We start from the raw sequence: 25,085 nt of genomic DNA, 5'->3' as shown, positions 1-25,085 counted from the left end.
CTGCGTGACCGCGCATGACCCAGACACCCACGCCCACCACCAGCACTTTTCTTCACAGACCAGGAGATCGTCATGAACCAGCTCGAGATGCTGGCTCGCGAGCGGATCAACCAGCGCAGTCAGCGCCAGGAACGCAGCGGCATCCGTCGCAGCGCCCGGCTGATCGCCCAGGAGATCCGCGCCAGTCGACGCCACAGCCAGAAGTGAACGACCGCGCCACGAGGCGCGTTGCAGGACAACTGAATCGAGTGAGCGAGCCGCGGGTGACGCGCACGTCACCCGCGGTTCCGCACGTCCGGGGCCGTTCGCTCCGGTCCTGATGCTCGTGCACAGCCCCCTCCTGCCCGACCCGAGATCGCGCGTGGCGCCACGAACGGCCCCGCCGTCGGCGGATACTCGCAGGAGGAGAAGGGAGAACCCCGTGAACACCTCTACCGAAGCGGCCACCGACGCCGCAGCCCGAGACGAGACCCTCGTCTGCTCCGCGTGTGGCACGACCCCGCAGCCCGAGCACCAGGCCGCCGCCCGGCTCACGTGGAGCCGAGGGACCGACGCCGGCCGCACCACGTGGACCTGCGAGCGGTGCAGCCGCGAGAACCTCCGCTCGATCGAGAGCAAGCTCGACCCCGTCTGGTGGTGACGAGCGGGCCCGCGTGAGCGCGCGACGTCAGCGTGGGTCGTCCCGACCGGACGTCCGTCAGTCGGCGTCGCCCACGGGCGGCAGCTCCGCACCGGGGAGCAGCTCGTCGACGATGGCGCGCCCGTGGACGGTGCCGCCGAGCTGGCTGAGCACGCCGATCCCGCCACCCCACACCCGGTGGATGAGGAGGTACTCCGGCGGCAGGTTGAGCTTGTAGGCGACGGCGTAGTTGGGCTGACGCGGGTCGTTGATGTGCGCGAAGACGCCACGGAGCCAGTCCCGGCTGAAGGTGAACGTGTCGGTGCGGAACGGCGCCATGAAGGGCTCGAGGTAGTCGAGCAGCCGCTGGGGGTCGAGGTCGATGTTGTCCTTGACGAAGCCGATCCCGCGCAGGCCCTCGAGCACGTCCTCGGCGCTGCCCTCGAGGCCGGTGGTCAGCAGCGGCCCGATCTCGGGCGGCATACCGTCCGGGAGCCGGTTCACGGCCCCGAAGTCGATGACGCCGAGGCGCCCGTCGGGTGTCATCCGGAAGTTGCCGGGGTGCGGGTCGGCGTGCAACAGCCCCGCTCGTGCCGGCCCGGCGAGCAGGAAGCGCAGGTAGAGCTGCGAGGCGGTGTCACGCTGCTCCTGGGTGCCCTCGGCGATGATCCGTGAGAGGGGGAGCCCCTCGAGCCACTCCGAGACGATGACGTGCTCACGGCCGTCGACGACGTGCGGCACGGCGAAGTCCGGGTCGCCGTCGAAGGCGGCCGCGAAGGTGGCCTGGGACTCGGCCTCGAGGCGGTAGTCGAGCTCCTCCGCCATCCGGTCGCGCAGCTCGTCGAGGATCGGACCGAGCTCGATGCCGGGCACCCAGCTCGCTGCGACCTTGGCGACCCGGCTGATCTGGCGGATGTCGCTCATCAGTGCGGCGCCGGCGCCGGGGTACTGGATCTTCACCGCGACGTCGCGACCGTCCTTCCAGACGGCCCGGTGCACCTGCCCGATGGACGCGGAGGCCACGGGGTGGTCGTCGAAGGACTCGAACCTGCTGCGCCACCGTGTGCCCATCTGGGCGCGGAGCACGCCGTGCACGGAGGTCGTCGGCATCGGTGGGGCGCTGTCCTGCAGCTTCGTCAGCATGGTCCGGTAGTGCACGGCGAGGTCCTCGGGCAGCGCGGCCTCGAAGATCGAGAGCGCCTGTCCGAACTTCATGGCGCCGCCCTTGAGCTCGCCGAGGACCTGGAAGAGCTGCTGCGCCGTCCGGGCCTGCAGCTCGGCTGCCACGATCTCCGCGGGGCGACCGCCGAGCCGTTTGCCGAGGCCGAGGGCGGTCCTGCCGGCGAAACCGAGCGGCACCGAGGCGAGCTTGGCCGAGCGTACGACGGCCTTGCGTGGCAGGTCGGTCACGGCGCACCTCCTCGGGCGGGTCGACGGTCGTGCGGGCGCGAGCGGTCGGCCCGGCGCCGGTGAACGAGACAGCATCACGCGGCGGCGGGTCGAGCCCCACCCTCGACTCTATGTGTACCCGCCAGGGCGGGTACGTCAGACCATCTGTCCAGCGTTGCGCTGGGAGTCGGGTCACGCCCCGCGACGGAGCGACGCGCCTCCGGTGCCCGGCCATGCGCCGACGGGGCCGACGGGGCCGGCCGGGTCGCTCGTGCCGCCCGGGGAGGGGTGCGCCGGGCAGAGCGGGTGCGTCGGCCAGCGTCGGTGGTCCATCCGCGGCCACGGCGGGCTCACCTCGACCGAGACCCCGGGCGGGGGAGGGTGGCCCTCGAGGACCCCGTTGACGAGGAGGGTCACGCTGCCGACGACGAGATGGGACAGGCCCGGAGCGAGACCGTCGTGCTCGCCCTCGGGCGACCCGGCCGGCGTGAGAGCCCGTGTCGGCGTCGCCTGGCTCATCAGCGTCGGCCATGCGTCGTCGCGGTCGGCCCGGTGTCGGTCGAGGCACCAGAGGCACGGGGCGCCGGGGGAGCCGTCCACGAGGGGACCGATCACCGTACGCGGCCCGGCCGGAGCCACGGGCAGGTGCGGGATGCCGTGACGCAGCCAGAGGTCGCCTCGACGAGGGTCGACGACAGGCGACCCCACGAGGACGACGAGGTCTGGTCGTGGGCGGAGCGGGGCGGCGACCGCTCGGTCGACCGCGGTCCGGCCGTGCACGACGGTGGCGCCGGTGTGCGCCACGGCCTCGGCGATGTCGGTGGCGACGTGGCCACAGCCGTCGACGACGACCCGCCCGCGGGCGCTGACGCGTGCTGTGGTCGCGGCTCCGGACAGCGACGTCCCCGCCGGGAGCCGGTCGGTGAGCACGCCGAGCTCGGCGACGAGCTCGAGCAGGGCACGCCATCGTGCAGGAGGGATTCCCGCGTCGGCCGCCACGCGCTCGGTCGAGAGGAGGGGGAGGGCGCCGTCGAGGCGGCCGAGCAGGTCGGCCTCGGTGTCGCTGACCCCCGTGACGACAGGACCGCCCGGGAGCACGCCGAACTGGACCTCCCCGCGTCGTCTCGTCATCGGACGCAGCCACACGGGCACGCGGGGGTGGGGTGGGACCTCAGCAGCGGACATCGGACCTCCAGACCCGGTGGCGCCACCAGCGTGCGCCACCCTCGGTCGTCAGGCTCGCAGCCGCCCGGGTGCGGCCGTGGTCGTCGTCCACAGCCCCGTCAGGCCGGGACCGAGGACCCCAGACCTCCGGTCGAGCCTGGGGAGGCGTGAGTCTGCCGGGGGCGGTTCGCGGTGGGTACGCGCGAGGGGGCGGGACCGTGTGGTCCCGCCCCCTCGATCTGCGGCGTCAGCGACGCCGCCGCGACCTGGTCAGGCCTTGCCCAGAATGCGGTTCAGGTTCGTGCCACAGACGGGGCACTGTCCCTTGGCCATGCGGCGACCGTTGTCAGAAACGACAACCTTGCCCTCGGCCTCGCGCTTCTCCTTGCACTTCACGCAGTAGAACTCGCCCTTGTAGGTCTCGTCAGCCATTGATGTCTCCTTGTAGATGGCACCCATCCGACGGGTGCCTCGACTCGTTCAACCCTAGAGCACGCTGAGCACGAAATCATGCTCATCCCCGCTTGGCGCGCCCGTCCGCGATGAGGTATGACGCGCGAGCGCGGCCGTGTCGGGGCCGTGCTCCGGACCGTTGTCCCCGCGCTGGCCTACCCTGCCCTCATGGCGACGGTGCGACGTGAGGTGGTGCACACGGTGGTCGACGGGGTGACCGTCGAGGTCCGCCGCAGCGCCAAGCGTCGCCGCACCGTGTCGGCCTACCGCCAGGAGGGTCGCCTCGTCGTCCTCGTCCCGGCGCGGATGAGCCGCGCCGAGGAGGGGGAGTGGGTGCGCACCATGGTGGCGCGGGTGGCCGCGTCCGAGCAGCGCCGCCAGCGCAGCGACGGCGACCTCGAGCAGCGCGCGCTCGCCCTGTCGCGCGACCACCTGGGCGGACGGGCCGTTCCCGCGAGCGTGCGCTGGGTCTCCAACCAGAACTCCCGCTGGGGGTCGTGCACTCCGGCCGAGGGCTCGATTCGCTTGTCCGACAAGCTCCGTGGCATGCCGAGCTGGGTCGTCGACTACGTCCTGCTCCACGAGCTGGCCCACCTGCTGCAGCCGGGGCACGGCGCGGAGTTCTGGGCCCTGCTGCAGGGCTACCCGCGTCTCGAGCGCGCCCGCGGCTACCTCCAGGGCGTCTCCGCTGCCGCCGGCCTCGGCCTCAGTGACGAGTGAACGCCACCCCGCGCTCCGCCTGACGGCAGACGGCCGACGTATGCCGTGACGTCCCGCGCGGCGGCCCCGTCGGTCAGCGCCGGTGCAGTCTCAGGCCGGCGTCCACGAGGGGGCGCAGGTCCTCTCGCGTCCCCTCCGGAAGGGCGTCCACCGGCCACCACCGGACGTCGATCGACTCGGTGCTGACGGCCGACTCGGTCGACCTCGGAGTACGCGCCGCGAAACGGATGTCGAGGTGCTCACGGCACGTGCCGAAATTCCCGGAAAGAATGTGTCGATCGAGCTGCGCGATCTCCGGAAAGGCCGTGATGTCCGCAATGCCCGACTCCTCACGCGCCTCACGAGTGGCCGCGTGCCACACCGTCGCGTCGCCCGGCTCGAAGTGTCCGCCGAACTGGAACCAGGCCAGGGCCCGGCGGTGCAGGGTCAGCAGCGCGGCGTCGCCGTCGTCGTCGAGCACGATGACGCTTCCCGTCAGGTGTGCCGGCGGTCCGGCCTTGCTCATCGCGTCCGGATGAGCGCGGAGGTGGTCGAGGAACTCCGTGCGCAGGCGCTCCTGCTGCTCGTCGGGTGCCACCCATGACTCCAGCCGAGCGAGGGCGTCGTCGTGCAGTCGGCGCCAGGCGACCCCGTCCGGCCCGGCAAGGGGCCCGAGGGACCCGTGCGGGCCCGCCTGCGCTGAAGGGCGGTGCGCCCCCGTCACCGCTGAGGGCCGGCGCCGGTGTCGCCGTCGCCGCCGGTGTCGCCGTCGTCGTCCCCGGCGGCCGTGCCGGTGCCGGTCCCAGTGCCGGTGTCGGTGCCGCGCTCGCGGTCGGCCTCCTCGAGGATGCCCTGAAGCACGGAGTCGAGGTCGGCGCCCAGGTTGTCACCGCCCTCGGGCAGCGCGCCCGTCGAGGAGGTGCCCGTGGCCCGCTCGACGTAGCCGATCGGGTCGTCGAGGTCGGCCGAGGTGGGGGCGAGGTCCGGGTGGGCCCAGCGGCCGTCACGCAGGGTCGCGCCGCCGGCGCTCTCGAGCGCAGCCCAGAGGTTCGCGGCGTCGCGCAGCCGGCGCGGGCGCAGCTCGAGCCCGACGAGCCCGGCGAACGTCTTCTGAGCCGCTCCGCCCACGCGTCGTCGGCGGATCGTCTCGGCCAGGGCCGCCGACAGCGGCAGGTGCCGGGCCGTCGTGCGGTCGGTCACGTGGTCGACCCAGCCCTCGGCCAGGGCGAGGAGCGTCTCGAGCCGGTCGAGCGCCGCGCGCTGGGCAGGGGTGGGCTGCGGCCGGAAGAGGTTGCCCTGCAGGGCGGTGCGCAGCGCCTCGGGGTCCGAGGGGTCGATCGTCGACAGAGCCGACTCGATGGCGTCGGTGTCGATCGTGATGTTGCGGGCGTAGTCGGAGACGGCCGAGAGCAGCTGCGGCCCGAGCCACGGCACCTCGGAGAAGAGGCGGACGCGGGCCGCCTCGCGCACCGCGAGGTAGAGACGGACCTGCGCGATGTCGATCTCGAGCGACTCGGCGAGCTCGGCGACGTTGCCGGGAAGCAGGGCGACGACGCCCGGCTCGGTGAGGGGGAGGCCGACCTCGGTGCCGGTCACGACCTCGGTGGCGAGCGTGCCGACGGCCTGGCCGAGCTGGGCCGAGAACATCTGGCGGCTGAGGTTGCCGAGCATCGGCGCCCACTGCTCGACCATCTGCCGCGGGTCGAAGCCCTCCGGCAGCCCCTCGGGCAGGGACTCGCCGAAGGCCTCCGGGCCGAGCTCGCCGACCTGCTTGCGCATGGCGTCGGACGTCGCGGCCGTGACGCCGTCGGAGACGGGCTCGATGAGCTCGAACCAGCGCGGCATCGTCGCCTCGACCCACTCGGCGCGGCTCAGGCCGGTCGCACGCCAGGCGGGGGAGGCCAGTGTCGTCTGCTCGTCGAGCCACAGGGTCGCCACGGCGACCGCGTCGGCGACCGCCCGTGCGGCGGCCTCGTCGTGCACGTCGTTGCCCTGCGCGGCCATCACGTGACGGCGGGCGACCTCGGTCGCCAGGTCGCGTGAGCCGGTCGGGGAGTCCTGGGCAGCCATGAAGGTGCCGAGCTGGGCACGCATCGCGGCCTGCGTGGCCGGGTCGCGGGGGTCGACGCCCATGCTCTTCATGGCCTCGGCGAGCTCGGGGTTGTCGGCGGCCTCGCCGAGCACCTTCTCGAGCATGGCCCCGAGGTCGGACGGGTCCATCCCGCCCAGGTCCGGCAGGCCGGGGAAGCCCTCACCGAAGCCGCCCCCGAAGCCGCTGCCGAAGCCGACCGGTCCGGCTCCTGAGCCGGGGGAGCCGCCGCCGGGGCGGTTCAGCGGCAGGCCGAAGGGGGACTCGCCGGGCGCCCGACCTGCGTCCGGTGGGCCGACCTGGTCGCCGGCGTCACCGGGCTGGTCGCCAGGCTGACCGGCGGTGTCGCCAGGCTGGCCGGCGGCGTCCTGCTGGCCCGCCTCGCCCTGGTCCTCGCCGGACACGTCGTCCTTGTCGCTGTGGTTGTCGTCACCGCGTCCACGGTCGTCGGCCATGCCTGCTCATCCCCACTCGAACGGATCTCGTGCCGGCCGTCTGGCCGTACACCAAGACAACCACGGATCGACCTCGTTGGTTCCCCGCCCCGGGCACGTGCACGGGCGCGGCCGCGGGCGCGGGACGCGGGGGCCCGCGCGGCGGCATACGATTGCGGGCGTGACGGTCACCCTTGCCGAGATCCGTGAGACACCTCTGTCGGTCGACGAGGTGCTCACGAGCGTCTCCTCGCCCAGGGCCGGCGGCGTCTGCCTCTTCGTCGGCACGGTGCGCGACCACGACGGGCCGGCGGGCGAAGTCGCCGTGGAGACCGCGGACAAGACGGTGGCCGCCCTCGACTACTCGGCGCACCCGCAGGCGGCCGAGGCGGCCCGTGCGCTCGCCGAGCGTCTCGCGGCCGACGGACGCTCCGTGCGCCTGGCCGTCGTCCACCGGGTGGGCCACCTCGAGGTCGGCGACGTCGCGGTGGTCGTCGGTGTCAGCGCCGAGCACCGCGGCGAGGCGTTCGACGTCTGCCGCGAGCTCATCGACGAGTTCAAGGCGACGATCCCGATCTGGAAGCACCAACGCTTCGCCGACGGCGCCGACGAGTGGGTCGGGCTGCCGTGAGGACGATCAAGCGCGTGCCGGAGCAGCCCACCGGTACCGACCTGCCGACCCGTGCCGAGGTGCTCGAGGCCGAGGACACCGGCAGGCTCACCCGCGGCAACAAGGCGGTCCTGGCGGCGTTCTTCGTCTTCCTCGTCCTGATGGTCGTCGGCTCGGTCGTCCACCTGCCGTATGCCGTCATGAGCCCCGGGCCGACGCAGGACACCCTCGGCACGTCCGGCGCCCAGAACAAGCCGATCATCGCGATCTCGGGTTTGCCCACCTATCCGACCGACGGAGCCCTGCGCTTCACGACGGTGCGCGTCGAGGGCGGGCCGGGCTACCCCGTCGACGCGTGGGACATCCTGCAGGCATGGGTCGACCCCGCCCGCGACGTCTTCCCGGTCGACGACGTCTTCGACCCGCAGGTCACCCAGGAGCAGGTGGCCGAGGAGAACGCCGTCCAGATGGAGGGCTCCCAGGAGGAGGCCACGGCCGTCGCGCTGCGCGCGATCGGCAAGGACGTGCCGACCCACGTCGCCATCGCCGGCATCACCGACTCGTCGAAGGCCAAGGGCCTGCTCAAGGTCGGCGACCGTCTCGACAGCATCGACGGCGAGCCCGTGACGACGACGCAGGCCCTGCGCGACACCCTCCAGAAGACGAAGCCCGGAGACAGCGTCTCCCTCGCGGTCACGCGCGCCGGCAAGGAGGTGACGGTCGACGTCCCGACCGTCGAGGGCCAGGGTGGCCGCACGGCCCTCGGGGTCCTGCTCGGGCTCGACCACGACTTCCCTGCCACGGTGACCATCGACGCCGGCGCCATCGGCGGTCCGTCCGCGGGACTGATGTTCTCCCTCGGCATCTACGACAAGCTGACGCCGGGCCCGCTGGCCGGGGGTCGCCAGATCGCCGGCACCGGCACGATCGACGACGAGGGCAAGGTCGGCCCCATCGGCGGCATCCGCCAGAAGCTCGCCGGTGCCAGGTCGGACGGCGCCGCCTACTTCCTCGCCCCGGCCGACAACTGCACCGAGGTGGTCGGGCACGTGCCCGACGGGCTCGAGGTCTTCAAGGTGGGCACGTTCGACGAGGCCCGCACCGCGGTCGAGGCCATCGCCAAGGGCCAGACGGGCTCGCTGCCCCGCTGCTGACGACGCAGGAGCGGGCCGCGCTCCGGCGGTCAGTCCTCGAAGGTCGCCTTGAGGGCCTCGACGAGACCCGGGGCGATGTCCTTGCCGGTCGCGACGGCGTCGTCCGAGTCGTGGTCGCGCTGGCGCAGCAGGCAGATCGAGGTGCCGTCGCGCAGGACCGCCACGACGAGCCGCACGTCCTTGCGGTCCGGGTGGGCCGCGAGGTGGTCGACGGCGTCGTCGTCCCGGGAAGGCAGCTCGCGCTCGGCCTCCGGCGGAACGACCATGCGCTCGATGGCGAAGGCGCAGCCGTCGACCTCGTCGGGCCAGGCGAGCCGGCCGAGCAGCGTCTCGAGCGAGCTCGTCGTGGGCAGACCCTCCTGCTCGATGGCGGTCAGGGCGCCGTCGGCGAGGTCGGAGGGTCCCATCTGGTCGCGCAGCTGCGGCTCGCGCTCGAGCAGGTCGGCCGTGCGCACGAGCGCGAAGAGCCGCGCGGGCTGGTCCCAGCCGGAGGCCGCGACGTGCCGCTCGGTGTCGAGGGCGGCGATGGCGAGTGGGTCGATGACGGGCTGCGCGTTCACGCCCCCATGCTGCCGTATGCCGTGGGGTGGCCGGCGCGGACCCGGCGCGGACCGGGCGCCGGGCTCGGGACGAGCCTGACGCGTACGCCGTCGACGCTCGGGGTCTCGTGCCGGTCACGTTGCGGTATCGCGCCGCGGGTGCCGCACGAGCGCGGGTTATGGTTGCCGCAGGCGGCCTCAGGAGGCTGCCCACGGGTCCGCCCGACCACCTGCCCGCCCCAGCACCCAAGGCACTCCACGTGAGCGACAGCAACTTCGGCCCCCCGCCGGGCAACTTCAACGACGACGACTCGGGCCCGCCCCGACGCCCCGACGCGGCCACGCTGCCGCCCACCCGACGCCCGCTCGTCACCTCTCTGGTCGTGGCGGCCGCGCTGCTCGTGGTCATCGCCATCGCGGCGCAGTTCTGGACCGAGGTGCTGTGGTACCAGTCGGTCGGCTTCGCGGGCGTCTTCAGCACCCAGATCGTCACCAAGCTCCTGCTCGGTCTCGTCGGTGGCCTGCTCACGGCGGCGATGGTGTGGTCGAGCATCCACTTCGCGTTCCGCAACCGCCCGATCTACGCCCCGTCGCCCGACACGCAGGCCATGGAGCACTACCGCCAGCTCGTCGAGCCGATGCGTCGCACCGCGACGATCGCGGCACCGCTCGCGGTCGGTCTCTTCGCCGGTCTGTCGGCAGCGACGCAGTGGGACACCTTCCTGCTGTGGCGCAACGGCAGCCCGTTCGGCACCACCGACCCCGAGTTCGGCCTCGACATCGGTTTCTTCGTCTTCGACCTGCCGTGGATCAACTTCGTCGTCGCGTTCCTGACGATGATCCTCGTCATCGGCTTCATCACGGCTGCGTTCACGCACTACCTCTACGGCGGCATCGTCGCCGGCAACAAGATGCGCTCGACCCAGGCCGCCCGCGTGCACCTGTCGGTCATCGCGGCCGCCCTCGTGCTCGTGCGCGCCGTCGCCTTCTGGGTCGACCGCTACAACCTCGCGACCGCGCAGTCGACGAAGATCACCGGCATCCAGTACACCGAGTCGCACGCGATCATCCCGACGAAGGGCATCCTCGCGCTCGCCGCCGTCATGTGCGCGATCATGTTCCTCACGACGATCTGGACGCGCTCGTGGCGCCTTCCACTCGTCGGCGTCGCGGTGCTCGCGGTCATCGTGGTCGCGGTCGGCGGCATCTACCCGGCCCTCGTGCAGTCGCTCAAGGTGCGCCCCTCGGAGAAGTCCCTCGAGGTCCCGTACATCCAGCGCAACATCAACGCCACACGGGCGGCCTACGGCTTCAGTGACATCAAGGTGGACTCCTACGACACGAAGACCGTCGCGGCGCCCGGTCAGCTGCGTGGCGACGCGGCCACGGTGCCGGGCATCCGCCTCATCGACCCCAACGTCGTCGGCCCGACGTTCAAGCAGCTCGAGGCGAGCAAGGGCTACTACCAGTTCGCCGACGTGCTCGACGTCGACCGCTACCAGATCGACGGGAAGTCCCAGGACACCGTCATCGCGGCCCGCGAGCTCGACCTCAGCGGCGTTCCCGACGGCCAGCGCAACTGGCTCAACGACCACACCGTCTACACCCACGGCTACGGCGTCGTCGCGGCCAAGGGCAACACCCGTGAGGCCGACGGTCGACCGACCTTCATCGAGTCCCAGATCGGCACCGAGGGAGCCCTCGGGAAGTACGAGCCGCGCATCTACTTCGGTGAGAACTCGCCGGAGTACTCCGTCGTCGGCGGCAACAAGCAGGAGTTCGACTACCCGGACCCGCAGGGCACCGGGCAGATCAACTACACGTACGCCGGAGCCGGTGGCGTGCAGCTCGACGCCCTCAGGCGGCTCGCGTATGCCGTGAAGTACCGCGAGATCAACTTCCTCCTCTCCGACGCGGTGACCAACGACTCGCGCGTCCTCGACCACCGCACGCCGCGTGAGCGCGTGCAGCGGGTCGCGCCGTGGCTGACGCTCGACGGCAACGCCTACCCCGCGGTCGTCGACGGTCGGGTCCAGTGGATCCTCGACGGCTACACGACGTCGGCGAACTACCCGTACTCCCAGACGACGACGCTCGACACGGCGACCGAGGACGCCGTGACGAGCACCCGCAACTCGGTGCGTGCCGTGCAGGCCGGCCAGGTCAACTACGTCCGCAACTCCGTCAAGGCGACGGTGGACGCCTACGACGGCACGGTGACGCTGTACCAGTGGGACGAGCAGGACCCGGTGCTCAAGGCGTGGATGTCGATCTTCCCGGGCACGGTCAAGCCGCTCAGCGACATCAACGGCTCGCTCATGGCGCACCTGCGCTACCCGGAGGACCTCTTCAAGGTGCAGCGCACGCTGTTGGAGAAGTACCACGACCAGGACGCCGCGTCGTTCTACGGCGGCCAGAACTTCTGGCGCGTGCCCGACGACCCGACGCAGCCGGCCGACAACCTGCTCCAGCCGCCGTACTACCTCTCGCTCGCGATGCCCGACCAGTCGAGCCCGGCGTTCTCGCTGACGTCGACGTTCATGCCGACCGGTGACCGCAACGTGCTCTCCGGCTTCCTCGCGGTGGACGGCGACGCGGGCACCCAGGACGGCAAGAAGTCGCCGGCTTACGGCAAGATGCGCCTGCTCGAGACGACCGGTGGGTCGGTCAACGGTCCGGGTCAGGTCTACAACGACATGCGGACCTCGACCGTCACCTCCAACGACGCGTCGCTCGGTCGCCAGCTGACCCTCGCGCAGTTCATCTCGACGACGTCGTCGACCGGGGCCAGCGTCATCTTCGGCAACCAGCTGACCCTCCCGGTCGGTGGGGGACTGCTCTACGTCCAGCCGATCTACGTGCAGGCCAGGTCGAGCGGCTCGGGCACCTACCCGCGTCTCTCGGCCGTCGCGGTCGCCTTCGGCGACAAGATCGCCTGGGCCGGGTCGCTCGATGCGGCTCTCAACGACCTCTTCGGTGGGTCGTCGGGCGCGCAGGCGGGTGACACCGGCACGGGCACGACTCCGACCCCGACGCCGACGCCGACGCCGGGCAGCACGGCCACGCCCACGCCGACGCCGTCGTCGACCGCGACGCCCGGGAGCCCGGACGCGGCGGCGCTGTCGAAGGCGCTCAAGGACGCCCAGGCGGCCTACGTCGAGGGCGAGGCTGCCCTCAAGCGGGGTGACTTCGCCGCCTACGGCCAGGCGCAGGCCAAGCTCAAGGAGGCGCTGACGCGCGCGGTCGAGGCCTCACCGCGGTCGGCGCCGACAGCGACACCCTGAGCGACCGAACTCGATCACGACCTGTGGCAGCACGCGAATCGCGTGCTGCCACAGGTCGTTCCGGTGTCGACGGCGCTTGATCCGTGCACGACGGGGCCTCGATTTGGTCCTGCGCGAGGTTTCGCGTAACGTTGCTCTTGCCGACGCGGGGTGGAGCAGCTCGGTAGCTCGCCGGGCTCATAACCCGGAGGTCGCAGGTTCAAATCCTGCCCCCGCTACTGATCGCGTCAGCGACACGAAGGGCCCCAGAGAGATCTGGGGCCCTTCGTCGTTCTCCGGACGGAGCCACTGGCGCAACGACCTGCCGTCGCGGGAGGCTGGGCCCGAGGCGCCGCGTCCGGTGGCGCCCGCCGAGGGGGGCACCGTGGTGGAGGAGACAGCCCGGGAACGGGCCACGCGACTCATCGCCCGGGGCAACCCGGCTGGACTGCTCTACGGCGCCATCATCACCGGCGCCGTCATGAGCGCGACCGCGAACCACGCACCGTCGACGGGGCGCGTCGTCGTCGCGGCGGTCTTCGTCCTCGTCGTCTACTGGCTCGCCGACGTCTACGTGCGCGCCTTCTCCGACCAGTTCATCCACGCCGGGTCGCCGTTGCCCCGGCGGATGGTCGCCGCGGTGCGCCACGAGTCCCGGGTGCTCCTCGGGGGTGTGCCCGCCTTCGTGGTCGTGCTCGTGGCGACCCTGCTCGGCGCCGACACCGCGCTCGCGGTGAACCTCGCCCTGTGGCTCACCGTCGTCGAGCTCGGTGCGGTGGGCTACCTGGGGGCGCGCGCCGTCGGTTCGAGCCCGGGCACGGCCGCCCGGGAGTCGCTCGCTGCAGCGCTCCTGGGCGTCGTCATGGTCGCGGCCAAGACGTTCCTGCACTGAGGGTCCGCCACAGGCTGCCGGCGCCCCTCCGCGGGCGCGCGGCGCGACGCGTGGTTCAGGACGCCCGGACCAGCGCTTCCAGGGACCTCAGGTAGCGACCTGCGACGAGCCGCTGGGCCCGGCGGCCGACGGGGCCGCTGAGGCGCGTCAGGGCGCCGTCCGGGCGCGAGAAGGCGCGCACCGTGAACGTGACGGCGCCGTCCTCCCCGAGCGACACGACGAACGACTCCTCGCCGGCCTCCGGGTGACCCGGCAGCGTGCCGTAGGCGAAGCCGCGGCGCCGCGGTCCCTCGACGACGTCGACGACGCGTACGGGTGCCCGGAGGGACAGCGGCCCCGGGCCGAGGCGCAGATCGGCGACGACGGCGGGCAGCACGACTGGGCTCGATGCGACCACGCGTACGCCGGCGCCGCGCTGGACGGCCCAGCCGAGCAGCGCCTCCGACGCACGGTCGAAGGCATCCGTGCCCTGGCCCACGACGGCGCGCCGTCGCAGGTGCCCGTAGCCGGCCGGGAGGGGCCCCTTGCGCAGGCTCGCGCCCACCTCGGCATAGGTCAGCGGCGCCAGCGCCAGCTCGGCAAGGCGGTCGCCCGCGAGAAGGAGGGGCCCGTTCATGCGCCCAGCATGCCCGATCACCGCGGTCCTGCGACGAGGACGGCTCATCCTCTGCAGACGCGCGCGTCGCCCGACCTCCCCTCTCGTGGCGTGCACAATGAGCGCGTGCTGCTGACCATCACGACGACGGCGACCCGGACCACGGTCGCGAGCGACCTGGGCTACCTGCTGCACAAGCACCCGGACCGCGTGCAGTCCTTCGAGCTGCCGGTCGGCACGGCCCACGTCTTCTACCCCGAGTCGGACGAGCAGCGGTGCACGGCAGCGTTGCTGCTCGAGGTCGACCCCGTCGGCATCGTCCGGGGCAAGCGCTTCGGCGGCGACGGCTTCGCCCTCGCGCAGTACGTCAACGACCGGCCGTATGCCGCGTCGTCGATGCTCGCGGTGGCGCTCGGCAAGGTGTGGGGCACGGCGCTCAAGGGCCGCTGCCCGGCCCGGCCCGACCTGGAGGGCGTCGCCCTGCCGCTCACGGTCACCGTGCCCGCGCTGCCCTGCTCGGGGGGCGTCGAGCTCGTCGAGCGACTCTTCGCACCGATCGGCTGGCAGGTCCGGGCCGACGCCGTCGCCCTCGACCCCGAGGTGCCGCGGTGGGGCGACTCGCGCTACGCCGACGTGACGCTGACGGGCACGCTGCCGCTCGCCGACGCCCTGAGCCACCTCTACGTCCTCCTGCCGGTGCTCGACGGCGCGAAGCACTACTGGGTCAGCACCGACGAGGTCGACAAGCTCGTCCGGAACGCGGGCGCCTGGCTCGCCAGCCACCCGGAGCGCGACCTCGTCACCCGCCGCTACCTCAAGCACCAGGGCGTGTTCGTCGCGGAGGCCACCGAGCGCCTCGACGCGCTCGACGACGTCGCCGCCGAGTCGCAGCAGCCCGAGCCCACCGTCGTAGGTGACGAGGTCGAGTCGGCGACCCCGCTCGTCCGGCTCCGGTCCGCCGCCGTCCTCGCCGCCCTGCGCGACACGGCCTCGCACCGCGTCGTCGACCTCGGCTGCGGCGAGGGCGCGCTGTTGCGCGAGCTGCTGGCCGATCCCGCGTTCACCGAGGTCGTCGGCGTCGACGTCGCCGCCGGTGCCCTCGAGCGTGCCGAGCGGCGTCTGGCGCTGGAGCGGATGCCCGACAGCGTCCGTGCTCGCCTGACCCTGCGCCAGTCGTCGGCCACCTACCGCGACCGCGCGCTCGAGGGCTTCGACGCCATCGTCCTCATGGAGGTGGTCGAGCACCTCGACCCCGACCGGCTGCCGGCCCTCGAGCGCAGCGTCTTCGGCCACGCGCGCCCGGCGTCGGTCGTCGTGACCACTCCGAACGCCGAGTTCAACGTGCGCTACGAGCGTCTCGCGGCCGGCGCGATGCGCCACCTCGACCACCGGTTCGAGTGGACCCGCACCGAGTTCGGGCAGTGGGCCACGGCCGTCGCCGAGACCCACGGGTATGCCGTCGAGCTGCGTCCCGTGGGCGAGAACGACCCGGAGCTCGGGTCACCGACCCAGCTCGCGCTCTTCCGACGCGTGGACCTCCGCCGGGACGGTCCCGCCCACGCGACGGCGGAAGGTGGTGCGGCATGACGACGATCGCGATCCCCGAGCTCGCCCTCGTCGCCCTCGTCGGTGCGTCCGGGTCGGGCAAGTCGACGTTCGCGGCCCAGCACTTCGGCCGCTTCGAGGTCATCTCGAGCGACCTCTGCCGCGGGCTCGTGTCCGACGACGAGAACGACCAGGCGGCCTCGAAGGACGCCTTCGACGTGCTCGCCTACATCGCCGGCAAGCGACTCGCCGCCGGACGGCTCACGGTCGTCGACGCGACCAACGTCTCGAAGGACGCGCGGCGCCAGCTCGTCGAGCTCGCCAAGGCGCACGACGTGCTGCCCGTCGCCGTCGTCCTCGACGTGCCGGTGTCCGTCGCCGTCGAGCGCAACCGTGAACGGCCCGACCGCGACTTCGGTGCCCATGTCGTCAAACGGCACCACGACCAGCTCCGCCGGTCACTGAAAGGCCTTGGGAGAGAGGGCTTCCGCAAGGTCCACGTCCTGAACGGCGTCGACGAGATCGCCTCGGTCGAGGTGATCCGCGAGCGACTGCTCAACGACCGGCGCGACGAGCACGGCCCGTTCGACGTCATCGGTGACGTGCACGGTTGCCGGGTCGAGCTGGAGCAGCTGCTCGACCGGCTCGGCTACGCGCTGGTCCGCGACGACGAGGGGCGAGCCGTCGACGCCGAGCACCCCGAGGGCCGTCGCGCCGTGTTCGTCGGCGACCTCGTCGACCGGGGTCCCGACACCCCGGGGGTGCTGCGCCTCGCCATGGGCATGACGGCGTCGGGGCACGCGCTCGCGGTCCCGGGCAACCACGAGCACAAGCTCGTCCGGGCGCTGGACGGCGCCCGGGTCCAGGTGAGCCACGGGCTCGAGACGACGCTCGCGCAGCTCGAGCAGGAGCCCGCCGAGTTCCGCGCGGCCGTGCGCGACTGGTGCTACGGCCTCGTGTCGCACCTCGTGCTCGACGACGGCCGGCTCGTCGTCGCCCACGCGGGGCTCAAGGAGGCCTACCACGGGCGCGCCTCCGGGCGGGTCCGGTCCTTCGCCCTCTACGGCGACACGACGGGGGAGACCGACGAGTTCGGGCTGCCCGTCCGCTACCCGTGGGCGCGCGACTACCGAGGCCGGGCCATGGTGCTCTACGGCCACACGCCGACACCCGACCCCGAGTGGGTCAACAACACGATGTGCCTCGACACCGGATGTGCCTTCGGAGGTCATCTCACCGCCCTGCGTTACCCGGAGAAGGAGGTCGTGCAGGTCGCCGCCGAGCAGGTCTGGTACGCGCCGTCCAAGCCCTTCCCGGTCGCCGGCGGGAGCACGGACGCAGCGGGCGACACCCGCGCCGGGCAGGCCCGTGGCGACGACGACCTCGACCTCACGGACGTCCTCGGGCGCCGTGTCGTCGAGACGGCCCACCACGGGCGGATCTCGATCCGCGGCGAGAACGCCGCCGGCGCGCTCGAGGTGATGAGCCGTTTCGCCGTGCACCCGCGCTGGCTCGGTTACCTCCCGCCGACCATGGCGCCGGTCGCGACGTCGCGCCGCCCCGACGTGCTCGAGCACCCTGACGAGGCCTTCGGCGCCTACGCCCAGGCCGGCGTCGGAGAGGTCGTGTGCGAGGAGAAACACATGGGCTCGCGGGCCGTCGTGCTCGTGTGCCGCGACGCCGCCACGGCCGCGCGGCGCTTCGGGGCCCCGGCGGGCGAGACCGGGGTCGTGCACACGCGTACGGGTCGGTCCTTCCTCGACGGCCCGCTCACGGAGTCCCTGCTCGGGCGGGTGCGCACGGCCGTCGGGGAGGCCGGCCTGTGGGACGAGCTCGGCACCGACTGGCTGCTGCTCGACGCAGAGCTGCTGCCGTGGTCGCTCAAGGCCGACGTGCTGCTGCGCGAGCAGTACGCCTCCGTCGGCGCTGCGGCCCGCGCCGCGTTGCCCGCCGCCGTCGACGTGCTCGAGCGGGCCGCCGGCCGCGGTCTCGACGTCGCCGACCTGCTCGGTCGCACCACGGCGCGGCGGGCCAACGCCGAGGCGTTCACGGCGGCATACCGCCGGTACTGCTGGGATGTCGACGGTCTCGACGGCGTGCAGCTCGCACCCTTCCAGCTGCTCGCGGGCGAGGGCAGCACGTGGCACGACCGCGGGCACCGGTGGCACCTCGAGCGCATCGACCGCCTCGTCGAGGCCGACGCGCAGACCTTCCGCACGACGCGCCGTCTCGTCGTCGACACCGGCGACCCGGCGTCGGTCGCGGCCGGGGTGCGGTGGTGGGAGGAGCTCACCGCCTCGGGTGGCGAGGGCATGGTGGTCAAGCCGGCCGCCGGCCTGCTGCGCACCCGGTCGGGTCTCGTGCAACCGGGCCTCAAGGTGCGCGGTCGGGAGTACCTCCGCATCATCTACGGGCCCGACTACACGCTGCCGCAGCACCTCGAGCGGCTCCGGGAGCGCAACCTCGGGCACAAGCGGTCCCTCGCCCTGCGCGAGTACGCGCTCGGGCTCGAGTCCCTGGAGCGACTGGCCCGGGGTGAGCCGCTGTGGCGCGTCCACGAGCCCGTCTTCGCCGTGCTCGCCCTCGAGTCGGAGCCGGTCGACCCCCGTCTCTGACGCATTCCCCTGCCCCGCCGGGCATGCCGGGGGTTCCGACGGACCCCCGGCATCGCCGTCCACGACTCGACGGGGTACGCCACGATGGCGCCGTGACGGCGGTGGTCGCTGGGCGGTCGCTCTGCCCAGGGACCGGACGCGACGGCATACGCGAGCGGTCCACGTCGTTGTCGTGGTGACGTCGCCCGCCGGGCGGCCCGGGCAGCAGGAGGCACCATGAAGGCCATCGTCATCGACCGGTTCGGCGGACCCGAGGAGCTGCACGAGGCGCAGCGGCCCGACCCTCAGCCGGCCCCCGGCCAGGTCCGGGTCCGGGTCGAGGCCGTCGGGGTCAACCCCGCCGACGGCAAGGCCCGCGGCGGCCTCATGGCCTCACCGGACACGGTGTTCCCGCTCGTGCTCGGTCTCGAGGCGGCTGGAGTCGTCGACGCGCTGGGGGACGGGGTCGCCGACGTCGCCGTGGGCGACCGCGTCGTCGGCTTCGCGGAGGGCGGCGCCTACGCCGAGCTCGCCGTGCTGAGCACGTATGCCGTCCTGCCCGACGCGCTCGACGCCACCGTCGCCGTGTCGCTGCCCGTCGCGGGCGAGACGTCCAGACGCGTCCTGCGCCTGCTCGGCGTGCAGCCTGGCGAGACCCTGCTCGTGCACGGTGCCAGTGGGGTCGTCGGCGAGGTCGCGACCCAGCTCGCCGTCGCGGGCGGTGCCACCGTCATCGGCACGGCCTCGGCCGCCAACCAGGAGCGTGTCGCCGCGCTCGGCGCCACGCCGACGACGTACGGCGACGGCTGGCTCGAGCGCGTGCGGGCCCTGGCGCCGAACGGGGTGGACGCCGTGTTCGACGCGAGCGGCGCCGGCGTGCTCGACGAGTCGGTCGAGCTGCTCGGCGGCTCCGACCGGCTCGTCACGATCGCCGACCCGGCCGCCTTCACCACGGGCATCACCTTCAGCGGCACGTCGGAGCGTTCGGCGCAGGAGCTCGCCGACCTCGTGGCCCAGCGGGCGTCCGGTGCCGTGACGACGACCATCTCGCGCGTGCTGCCGCTCGCCGAGGCGTCCGCGGCGCAGGCCCTGAGCGACAGCGGCCGCGCCGGCGGCAAGCTCGTGCTCGTCCCCTGACCTCGGGCGGCCGCCCGCTCAGCGCGAGACGCTGCTGACGGGCAGCTCGAACCACCTGAGGTGGTCGAAGTCGACGTTGACGTGCGCCTCGTCGCATCGCTGGGGGGTGGCGGCGGCGAGGACCGCACGCGCGTCGGCGAGGTGTCCCGCGAGCGCGTCCTCCCCGGCCCGCTCGAGCTGCGCGGGGTAGGTCAGGCGACCCTGCTCGAAGCTCACCTGGTGCAGCCGGAGCGGGGGCTCGACCGGGCCTTCCCGGTGGCGCCAGATCCCCGTCGCGGGCTCGAAGTCGTAGTCGCCGAGCAGGCGCCAACCGTCACGGGACACGAGGCGGACGGCCTCGATGACGTAGTCGGCGACGACGTCGGAGATGAAGTAGTTGAAGTTGACGCGCACCCAGCCCGGCTTGATGCCCTCGCAGCCGCGCCCGATCTCGCGCTCGAACTCGTGCGAGCGCTCGAGGTCGATGCCGAGGAGGTGGTGGCCGTAGGGCCCTGCGCACGAGCAGCCGCCGCGGGCCTGGATGCCGAAGAGGTCGTTGAGCACGGCGACGACGAAGTTGTGGTGGAGGTAGCGCTCGCCCTGGGCGTGGACGACGAACGACACGATCGACAGACGCTCGGCGTCGAGGTTGCCGAGGATCTCGATCGCCGGTTCGTCGCGCCAGGCAGCGACCGCGCGCTGGAGGAAGCGGTCCTCGCGGGCGCGGATGGTCTCCACGCCGACGGCCTCCTTGAGCTTGAAGACGAGCCCGGCGCGGATGGCCTCGATGATGGCGGGCGTGCCGCCCTCCTCCCGGTGCGCGGGGTCGGTGAGGTAGTCGTGGGCGTCGGGGTTGACGAAGGCGACGGTCCCGCCGCCGGGCACGTCGGGCACCCGGTTGGTCATGAGGTCGCGGCGCACGACGAGGACGCCCGGCGTGCTCGGGCCGCCGATGAACTTGTGCGGGCTGAGGAAGACGGCGTCCTTGTAGGCCGTCGGGTCGGCGACGCCCCGCCCACCCCGGCCGTACATCTCGATGTCGACGTACGGCGCGGCTGCGGCGTAGTCCCAGAACGCGAGCGCGCCGTGCTCGTGCAGGAGCGAGGAGATCGCGTCGGTGTCGGTGACGATGCCGGTGACGTTGCTCGCGGCCGAGAAGGAGCCGATGAGCAGCGGGCGGTCGGCGTGCTCGACGAGGCGCTCGCGGAGCACCTCGATGTCGACGTGCCCGTCGAGGTCCTGCGGGATGACGACGACGTCGGCGACGCACTCGCGCCACATCACCTCGTTGGAGTGGTGCTCGTAGGGGCCGATGAAGATGACGGGCCGTTGGTCGGCGGGCACGAGATCGCTGGCGTGCCAACGGTCCTCGAAGTTCGACGGGACGCGCAGGCCGAGGATGCCGACGAGCTTGTCGATGGCTCCGGTGCAGCCCGAGCCGGCGAAGACGACGACCGTCTCGTCGTCGCCACCCACGGCGTCGCGGATGGTGCGCCGGGCGTCCTCGCGCAGACGCGTCGTCTGCAGGCCGGTGCCCGAGCTCTCGGTGTGGGTGTTGGCGTAGCGGGGGAGCACCTCGTCGCGGATGAAGTCCTCGATGAAGGTCAGGCCGCGGCCCGAGGCGGTGTAGTCCGCGTACGTGACGCGGCGCGGGCCGTAGGGGCCGTGCATTACCTGGTCGTCACCGATGACGCTGGCGCGGATCGTGGTCAGCAGGTCGTTCTCCGGGGCTCCAGCCATGACCCGATCATACCGTGTGGTGATGCTAGAGGAAAACAGCATAACCAAGAGTTACCTGACGGATGGCATGACAGAGGGGCGCCCCGCCATGGCCGGGCGCCCCTCGTCGACGTGCTCGTGCGTCGCCTACTTCGGGTCGGCGACGCAGATGATCGTGCCGGCCCCACCGTCCGAGGTGGCGCTCGTGAAGGCGTTGCCGGCGTCGTGCTTCGCGCAGAGGGCCAGCGCCGACGTCTCGTCGGTGGGGGCGTTCTTCTCGATGAAGGTGACCGAGCCGAGCGACGTCGAGTCCCCGCAGTCGACCTTCTTGAAGTCGTCGGTCCCGACCGAGGCGATGCACTCGCCGGTCTTGATGCCGTGGGTGCCGTCGTCGGCGGTCAGCGCCCGGAAGAGGAAGAAGGCGAGGATCGCGAAGAGGAAGCCGCCGAAGCGCTTGAGCCCCGACAGGCGACGCGACGTGCCGCCCGTCTGAGCGTGAGCCGGCGGGGCCGGAGTCGGCTCGTCGGGAGCCGGCTGCGCGGAAGTCGGCTGCGCGGAGTCCGGCTGCGCGGGAGTCGGCTGCGCGGGAGCCGACGGGACCCCCGTCGACGGCGCCGGCTGGGCCACGGGCTCTGGCGAGGTGGCCTCGGGAACGGGGTGGTCGGTCATGGGGTGAGGGTGCTCCTGACGGAAGAGGGCGGCGGTGTGCCGAGTTCGGCCCCCGCATTCTGCACCTACTCGACGCCCTCGTGTGCGTTCACGACTCGTCACCCCCCGCGCTCCGTCGCATAGGGTCGAGCCGTGACAGCGATCTCCTACCCGCTCGCGGAGCACACGCTCGCCAACGGCCTGCGCGTCATCGTCAGCGAGGACCACACGGTGCCCAACGTCGCGGTGAACCTGTGGGTCGGCGTCGGCTCCCGCCACGAGACCCCCGGACGCACCGGCTTCGCCCACCTCTTCGAGCACCTGATGTTCCAGGGCAGCCGCAACGTCGCGTCGGGCGAGCACTTCTCGGCCCTCATGGACGAGGGCGCCCGGCTCAACGCCACGACGTGGTTCGACCGGACGAACTACTTCGAGACGGTGCCGACCGGGGCGCTCGAGCTCGCGCTGTGGCTCGAGGCAGACCGGCACGGCTACCTCCTCGACGCCGTGACGCAGGAGAACCTCGACAACCAGCGCGACGTCGTCAAGGAGGAGAAGCGCCAGCGCTACGACAACGTGCCCTACGGCTCGGCGCTCATCGACATCTACGCCACCGCGTTCCCCGAGGACCACCCCTACCACCATCCGACGATCGGCTCGATGGAAGACCTCGACGCCGCAACGCTCGAGGACGTCCACGCCTTCTTCCGCGCCCACTACGGGCCGAACAACACCGTCCTCACCCTCGTCGGCGACCTGACCCCGGAGGAGGGCTTCGCCGCTGCCGAGAAGTACTTCGGCGGCCTCCCGGCCATCGAGCTGCACCCGCGGGAGCGGCACGCGCAGCTGCCACCGCTCTCGGAGCCCGTCCGGCTGGATCGCGTCGGTGACGTCCCCAACGACCGGATCTACGTCTCCTTCCGGCTCCCCGTCGACACGACGCCCGACTACCTCGCCTGCCAGGTGGCCGTCGACGTCCTCGGTGGCCTGGCGAGCTCCCGGCTCGTGCGCCGTCTGGTTCGCACGGACGAGACCGCCGTGGCCGTGGGCGGTTGGACGATGGGTCTCGTCGACGGCGTCGGCCTCGGCACCATCACCGTCGACGTGTCCGCCGGCGCCGACGTCGAGCAGGTCGAGGCCGCGGTGTGCGAGGAGGTCCGCCGCTTCATCGCCGAGGGGCCGGATGCCGCCGAGCTCGAGTCGGTCATCGCCGACACCGAACGCTCGTGGCTGAGCGCGCTCGCGAGCATCGAGGAGCGCGCCGACCACATCAGCCACCACGCCCTGCTGACGGGCGACCCGGCATACGTCAACTCCTTCGTCGAGCGGATCCGCGCGGTGACCGCCGAGCAGACCCGCGCCGCTGCGGCGGCGTGGCTCGACCCCGCGTCGCGGGCGGTCGTGCGCTACCTCGCCGACACGAGCAAGGACGCCGACCAGCCCGACGACACCGACCGCACCGACAAGGACTCGGAGGAGGCCGCATGACCGCCGTTGCCCGCCCCGTCGTCGCGCCGCCCGAGCCGTGGGACTTCCCCGCGGGCAGCGCCCACGACCTGCCCAACGGCCTGCGCCTGCTCACCTACGACGTCCCCGGCCAGTACGTCGTCTCGGTACGCCTCGGGCTGCCCGTGTCGCTCCGGGACGAGCCGCTCGAGCGCGAGGGCGTCGCCTCGATCATGTCCCGCACCCTCGACGAGGGCACCGCGCAGCACACGGCCGAGGAGTTCGCCCGGCTGCTCGAGCGCAAGGGCGTCAGCTTCGGCGCGGGGATGGCCGACGCCGGTCTGTCCCTCGACCTCGATGTCGTCAAGGGCAACCTTGAGCCCGCCCTCGACCTGCTCCGGCAGATCCTCACCGAGCCGGCCTTCCCGCAGACCGAGGTCGCCCGACAGGTGCGCACGCGTCTCGCCGAGATCGAGCAGGAGCGCTCCGTCGCTGCGCACCGCGCCGGCCTCGAGTTCGTCCGCACGTTCTACGCCCCCGACGACCGCTCGTCGCGGCCCACGGGCGGCACGCGCGAGACCGTCGCGTCGATCACGCGAGACGACGTCGTGGCCTTCCACGCGGAGCACGTCGTCGCCGCCGGCGGCACGGTGGTCGTCGCCGGCGACCTCGACGGGCTCGACGTGCCCGCTCTCGTCGAGGCCGCCCTCGGCGGGTGGGCCCGCGGTCCCCGGGACCGGGAGCGCTACCTCCAGCACGCCGCCGCCCTCGCGCCCGACCGCGGTCGCATCGTCCTCGTGTCCCGTCCGGGCTCGGTGCAGACCGAGTTCGTCATCGGCGCGCCGGGACCCGACCGCTCCGTCGAGGGCGGGTGGGCGCCCTACCCGGTGCTCGGCTTCGTCCTGGGAGGCTCTCCGAACGCCCGCATCGACGCCGTCCTGCGCGAGGAGAAGGGCTACACCTACGGCATCCGGTCGAGCTTCCGCCCGCGACGTCGTGGTGGCGTGTTCCTCACGTCCGGCTCCGTGCGCGCAGACTCGACGGCCGAGTCGCTGAGGCTGCTCGTCGAGATCCTCGAGAGCGGACGGGACGGGTTCAGCGACAAGGAGATCCGCTCCGGTGTCGACTTCATCTCCAAGACCGCGCCCGGTCGCTACGCCACCGCTGACTCCATCGCGGACGAGGCGGTGGGCATGGCTCTGGACGGTCGCACGACGGCGTTCACGACCGACAACCTCCGCGACCTCGCCACCGTCGACCGCGGTCGGGTCGAGGCGGCCTACGCCCGCTTCGTCGAGGGCGCCGGCGTCGGGACGGGTGGACCCGGAGCGGGGTGGACGATCGTCATGGTCGGTGACGCTGCCCACCTGCCTGCCATCGAGGCACTCGGCCTCGGCGACGTCACGGTCGTCACCGACGCCTGAACGTCCTCGGTCGCTCTCCACCCCACCGAACGCCGCGTTCGGTCGTGAACTCACGGTCAGAGCAGTGAGTCCCTGACCGAACGCGGCGTTCGGTCAGGGAAGCGGCGGCAGGGGGCGCTCCATGACGTAGTCGTCCTCGTAGACGCCGCCGACGAGGAAGCGCTTGGTGCCGACCCGGTCGAAGCCGCTCTTGCCGTAGAACCGTTGGGCGCGCTCGTTCTGCTGGTTGACGCCCAGCCACACACCGGCTGCGCCGGAGTCGCGTGCCCAGTCCAGGGCCCGGCTCATGAGCAGGGCCGCGGCGCCCGTCCCATGGGCCTGGGGCAGGACGTAGATCTTGGACAGCTCGACGGTCGGGCGGAGGCGGATCGCGGCCCTGACGTCCTCGTCCTGCGGGTCGCCGGCGACGAGCATCGCGTAGCCCAGTGCGGTCCCGTCGCGTTCGGCGAGGAGGACGTGGCGACGGGCGTCGGTGAGGTAGTCGGTGAAGCGAGCAGGGGAGAGGACCTCCTCGACGAACGCGTCGACGCGGTCCACGGTCATCGACGGCGGACACGCGAGCACGAACGTCGCCGCAGCGACCTCGGCCAGCGCCGGCACGTCAGCCTCGCGGGCAGGGCGGACCGACGCGACGGGGACCGCCGGGGCGGGGACATCGGGGTCGGCGGGGTCGGCAGAGTCGGTGCTCATGCC

Annotated in this window: 22 protein-coding genes and 1 tRNA gene; 13 read left to right on the top strand and 10 right to left on the bottom strand. The window is 72.5% G+C overall.

The window, feature by feature from the left end; all coding sequences use genetic code 11:
* Window positions 1–72 precede the first annotated feature (72 nt).
* Window positions 73–207 (top strand): hypothetical protein, encoded by a 135-nt coding sequence (locus tag H283_RS28590; RefSeq protein WP_020143057.1) that lies wholly within the window; start codon window positions 73–75, stop codon window positions 205–207.
* 214 nt (window positions 208–421) lie between these two features.
* Entirely contained in the window at window positions 422–640 is a 219-nt protein-coding gene (locus tag H283_RS0108310; RefSeq protein WP_020143056.1) for a hypothetical protein, read from the top strand.
* Window positions 641–697: 57 nt separating this feature from the next.
* On the opposite strand, the gene H283_RS0108305 is transcribed toward H283_RS0108310, so the two are convergent.
* The 3 genes from H283_RS0108305 to H283_RS28080 all read right to left on the bottom strand — a co-directional run bounded on the left by H283_RS0108305 (window position 698) and on the right by H283_RS28080 (window position 3,604).
* A complete protein-coding gene (locus tag H283_RS0108305; protein ID WP_020143055.1) occupies window positions 698–2,029 on the bottom strand; it encodes an AarF/ABC1/UbiB kinase family protein in 1,332 nt (443 codons plus the stop codon).
* Between the two features lie 171 nt (window positions 2,030–2,200).
* Complete coding sequence (locus tag H283_RS26560; RefSeq protein ID WP_156023054.1) at window positions 2,201–3,139, bottom strand: hypothetical protein; 939 nt, start codon at window positions 3,137–3,139, stop codon at window positions 2,201–2,203.
* 303 nt (window positions 3,140–3,442) lie between these two features.
* Window positions 3,443–3,604 carry a DUF5679 domain-containing protein gene (locus H283_RS28080; RefSeq protein WP_020143053.1) on the bottom strand — a complete coding sequence of 54 codons (162 nt, stop codon included), beginning with the start codon at window positions 3,602–3,604 and terminating at the stop codon, window positions 3,443–3,445.
* A gap of 189 nt (window positions 3,605–3,793) precedes the next feature.
* Between H283_RS28080 and H283_RS24445 the strand changes: the two genes are divergently transcribed.
* On the top strand, window positions 3,794–4,345 hold the full coding sequence (locus tag H283_RS24445) for a M48 family metallopeptidase (RefSeq protein WP_156023053.1): 552 nt from the start codon (window positions 3,794–3,796) through the stop codon (window positions 4,343–4,345).
* Window positions 4,346–4,418: 73 nt separating this feature from the next.
* On the opposite strand, the gene H283_RS0108285 is transcribed toward H283_RS24445, so the two are convergent.
* Together H283_RS0108285 and H283_RS24440 are read right to left on the bottom strand one after the other, a co-directional pair.
* Window positions 4,419–4,922: an NUDIX hydrolase gene (locus H283_RS0108285; protein WP_231372247.1), complete on the bottom strand. Its 504-nt coding sequence runs from the start codon at window positions 4,920–4,922 to the stop codon at window positions 4,419–4,421.
* 122 nt (window positions 4,923–5,044) lie between these two features.
* A complete protein-coding gene (locus H283_RS24440; RefSeq protein WP_020143050.1) occupies window positions 5,045–6,868 on the bottom strand; it encodes a zinc-dependent metalloprotease in 1,824 nt (607 codons plus the stop codon).
* A gap of 160 nt (window positions 6,869–7,028) precedes the next feature.
* Between H283_RS24440 and H283_RS0108275 the strand changes: the two genes are divergently transcribed.
* Both H283_RS0108275 and H283_RS0108270 read left to right on the top strand, forming a co-directional pair.
* Window positions 7,029–7,478: a molybdenum cofactor biosynthesis protein MoaE gene (locus H283_RS0108275; RefSeq protein ID WP_020143049.1), complete on the top strand. Its 450-nt coding sequence runs from the start codon at window positions 7,029–7,031 to the stop codon at window positions 7,476–7,478.
* A 14-nt stretch (window positions 7,479–7,492) separates the two neighbouring features.
* Window positions 7,493–8,611, top strand: a complete 1,119-nt coding sequence (locus H283_RS0108270; RefSeq protein ID WP_231372246.1) for a PDZ domain-containing protein — start codon at window positions 7,493–7,495, stop codon at window positions 8,609–8,611.
* A 29-nt stretch (window positions 8,612–8,640) separates the two neighbouring features.
* On the opposite strand, the gene H283_RS0108265 is transcribed toward H283_RS0108270, so the two are convergent.
* Window positions 8,641–9,171 carry a PPA1309 family protein gene (locus H283_RS0108265; RefSeq protein WP_020143047.1) on the bottom strand — a complete coding sequence of 177 codons (531 nt, stop codon included), beginning with the start codon at window positions 9,169–9,171 and terminating at the stop codon, window positions 8,641–8,643.
* Window positions 9,172–9,410: 239 nt separating this feature from the next.
* Between H283_RS0108265 and H283_RS0108260 the strand changes: the two genes are divergently transcribed.
* The 3 genes from H283_RS0108260 (at window position 9,411) to H283_RS0108250 (ending at window position 13,305) form a co-directional block, all read left to right on the top strand.
* Entirely contained in the window at window positions 9,411–12,434 is a 3,024-nt protein-coding gene (locus H283_RS0108260) for a UPF0182 family protein (protein WP_020143046.1), read from the top strand.
* Window positions 12,435–12,578: 144 nt separating this feature from the next.
* Window positions 12,579–12,652, top strand: a tRNA-Met gene (locus H283_RS0108255).
* Window positions 12,653–12,798: 146 nt separating this feature from the next.
* Complete coding sequence (locus tag H283_RS0108250) at window positions 12,799–13,305, top strand: hypothetical protein (protein ID WP_156023052.1); 507 nt, start codon at window positions 12,799–12,801, stop codon at window positions 13,303–13,305.
* A 55-nt stretch (window positions 13,306–13,360) separates the two neighbouring features.
* Here H283_RS0108250 and H283_RS0108245 read toward each other — a convergent pair whose 3' ends face one another.
* Window positions 13,361–13,921 carry a DUF1990 family protein gene (locus tag H283_RS0108245; protein ID WP_020143044.1) on the bottom strand — a complete coding sequence of 187 codons (561 nt, stop codon included), beginning with the start codon at window positions 13,919–13,921 and terminating at the stop codon, window positions 13,361–13,363.
* A 105-nt stretch (window positions 13,922–14,026) separates the two neighbouring features.
* Here H283_RS0108245 and H283_RS0108240 point away from each other — a divergent pair, with 105 nt between their 5' ends.
* The 3 genes from H283_RS0108240 (at window position 14,027) to H283_RS0108230 (ending at window position 19,176) form a co-directional block, all read left to right on the top strand.
* Window positions 14,027–15,487: a 3' terminal RNA ribose 2'-O-methyltransferase Hen1 gene (locus H283_RS0108240; protein WP_020143043.1), complete on the top strand. Its 1,461-nt coding sequence runs from the start codon at window positions 14,027–14,029 to the stop codon at window positions 15,485–15,487.
* Window positions 15,484–18,060, top strand: a complete 2,577-nt coding sequence (locus H283_RS0108235) for a polynucleotide kinase-phosphatase (protein ID WP_020143042.1) — start codon at window positions 15,484–15,486, stop codon at window positions 18,058–18,060. Before H283_RS0108240 ends, H283_RS0108235 begins: the two co-directional genes overlap by 4 nt.
* Before the next feature lie 216 nt (window positions 18,061–18,276).
* Window positions 18,277–19,176 (top strand): NADP-dependent oxidoreductase, encoded by a 900-nt coding sequence (locus H283_RS0108230; RefSeq protein ID WP_020143041.1) that lies wholly within the window; start codon window positions 18,277–18,279, stop codon window positions 19,174–19,176.
* A gap of 18 nt (window positions 19,177–19,194) precedes the next feature.
* On the opposite strand, the gene H283_RS0108225 is transcribed toward H283_RS0108230, so the two are convergent.
* A complete protein-coding gene (locus tag H283_RS0108225; protein WP_020143040.1) occupies window positions 19,195–20,895 on the bottom strand; it encodes an aminotransferase class V-fold PLP-dependent enzyme in 1,701 nt (566 codons plus the stop codon).
* Between the two features lie 126 nt (window positions 20,896–21,021).
* Window positions 21,022–21,543: a hypothetical protein gene (locus H283_RS0108220; RefSeq protein ID WP_028785424.1), complete on the bottom strand. Its 522-nt coding sequence runs from the start codon at window positions 21,541–21,543 to the stop codon at window positions 21,022–21,024.
* A gap of 132 nt (window positions 21,544–21,675) precedes the next feature.
* On the opposite strand from H283_RS0108220, the gene H283_RS0108215 reads away from it, so the two are divergent.
* Both H283_RS0108215 and H283_RS0108210 read left to right on the top strand, forming a co-directional pair.
* Entirely contained in the window at window positions 21,676–23,010 is a 1,335-nt protein-coding gene (locus tag H283_RS0108215) for a pitrilysin family protein (protein ID WP_020143039.1), read from the top strand.
* A complete protein-coding gene (locus H283_RS0108210; RefSeq protein ID WP_020143038.1) occupies window positions 23,007–24,392 on the top strand; it encodes a pitrilysin family protein in 1,386 nt (461 codons plus the stop codon). Before H283_RS0108215 ends, H283_RS0108210 begins: the two co-directional genes overlap by 4 nt.
* A 93-nt stretch (window positions 24,393–24,485) precedes the next feature.
* On the opposite strand, the gene H283_RS0108205 is transcribed toward H283_RS0108210, so the two are convergent.
* Window positions 24,486–25,082, bottom strand: a complete 597-nt coding sequence (locus H283_RS0108205; protein WP_020143037.1) for a GNAT family N-acetyltransferase — start codon at window positions 25,080–25,082, stop codon at window positions 24,486–24,488.
* Between the last annotated feature and the right edge of the window lie 3 nt (window positions 25,083–25,085).

Source organism: Terracoccus sp. 273MFTsu3.1 (assembly GCF_000383675.1).
In the GTDB taxonomy this organism is placed as follows: Bacteria; Actinomycetota; Actinomycetes; order Actinomycetales; family Dermatophilaceae; genus Terrabacter.
Note: the sequence above shows the minus strand (reverse complement) of the source record. Positions and strands in the feature narration are given on the sequence as shown.

Bases quoted from the DNA above. Each gene is read 5' to 3' on its own strand.
- H283_RS28590 (WP_020143057.1), top strand. From the start codon at position 73: ATGAACCAGCTCGAGATGCTGGCTCGCGAGCGGATCAACCAGCGCAGT.
- H283_RS26560 (WP_156023054.1), bottom strand. From the start codon at position 3,139: ATGACGAGACGACGCGGGGAGGTCCAGTTCGGCGTGCTCCCGGGCGGT.
- H283_RS28080 (WP_020143053.1), bottom strand. From the start codon at position 3,604: ATGGCTGACGAGACCTACAAGGGCGAGTTCTACTGCGTGAAGTGCAAG.
- H283_RS24445 (WP_156023053.1), top strand. From the start codon at position 3,794: ATGGCGACGGTGCGACGTGAGGTGGTGCACACGGTGGTCGACGGGGTG.
- H283_RS24440 (WP_020143050.1), bottom strand. From the start codon at position 6,868: ATGGCCGACGACCGTGGACGCGGTGACGACAACCACAGCGACAAGGAC.
- H283_RS0108245 (WP_020143044.1), bottom strand. From the start codon at position 13,921: ATGAACGGGCCCCTCCTTCTCGCGGGCGACCGCCTTGCCGAGCTGGCG.
- H283_RS0108235 (WP_020143042.1), top strand. From the start codon at position 15,484: ATGACGACGATCGCGATCCCCGAGCTCGCCCTCGTCGCCCTCGTCGGT.
- H283_RS0108230 (WP_020143041.1), top strand. From the start codon at position 18,277: ATGAAGGCCATCGTCATCGACCGGTTCGGCGGACCCGAGGAGCTGCAC.
- H283_RS0108225 (WP_020143040.1), bottom strand. From the start codon at position 20,895: ATGGCTGGAGCCCCGGAGAACGACCTGCTGACCACGATCCGCGCCAGC.
- H283_RS0108220 (WP_028785424.1), bottom strand. From the start codon at position 21,543: ATGACCGACCACCCCGTTCCCGAGGCCACCTCGCCAGAGCCCGTGGCC.
- H283_RS0108210 (WP_020143038.1), top strand. From the start codon at position 23,007: ATGACCGCCGTTGCCCGCCCCGTCGTCGCGCCGCCCGAGCCGTGGGAC.
- H283_RS0108205 (WP_020143037.1), bottom strand. From the start codon at position 25,082: ATGAGCACCGACTCTGCCGACCCCGCCGACCCCGATGTCCCCGCCCCG.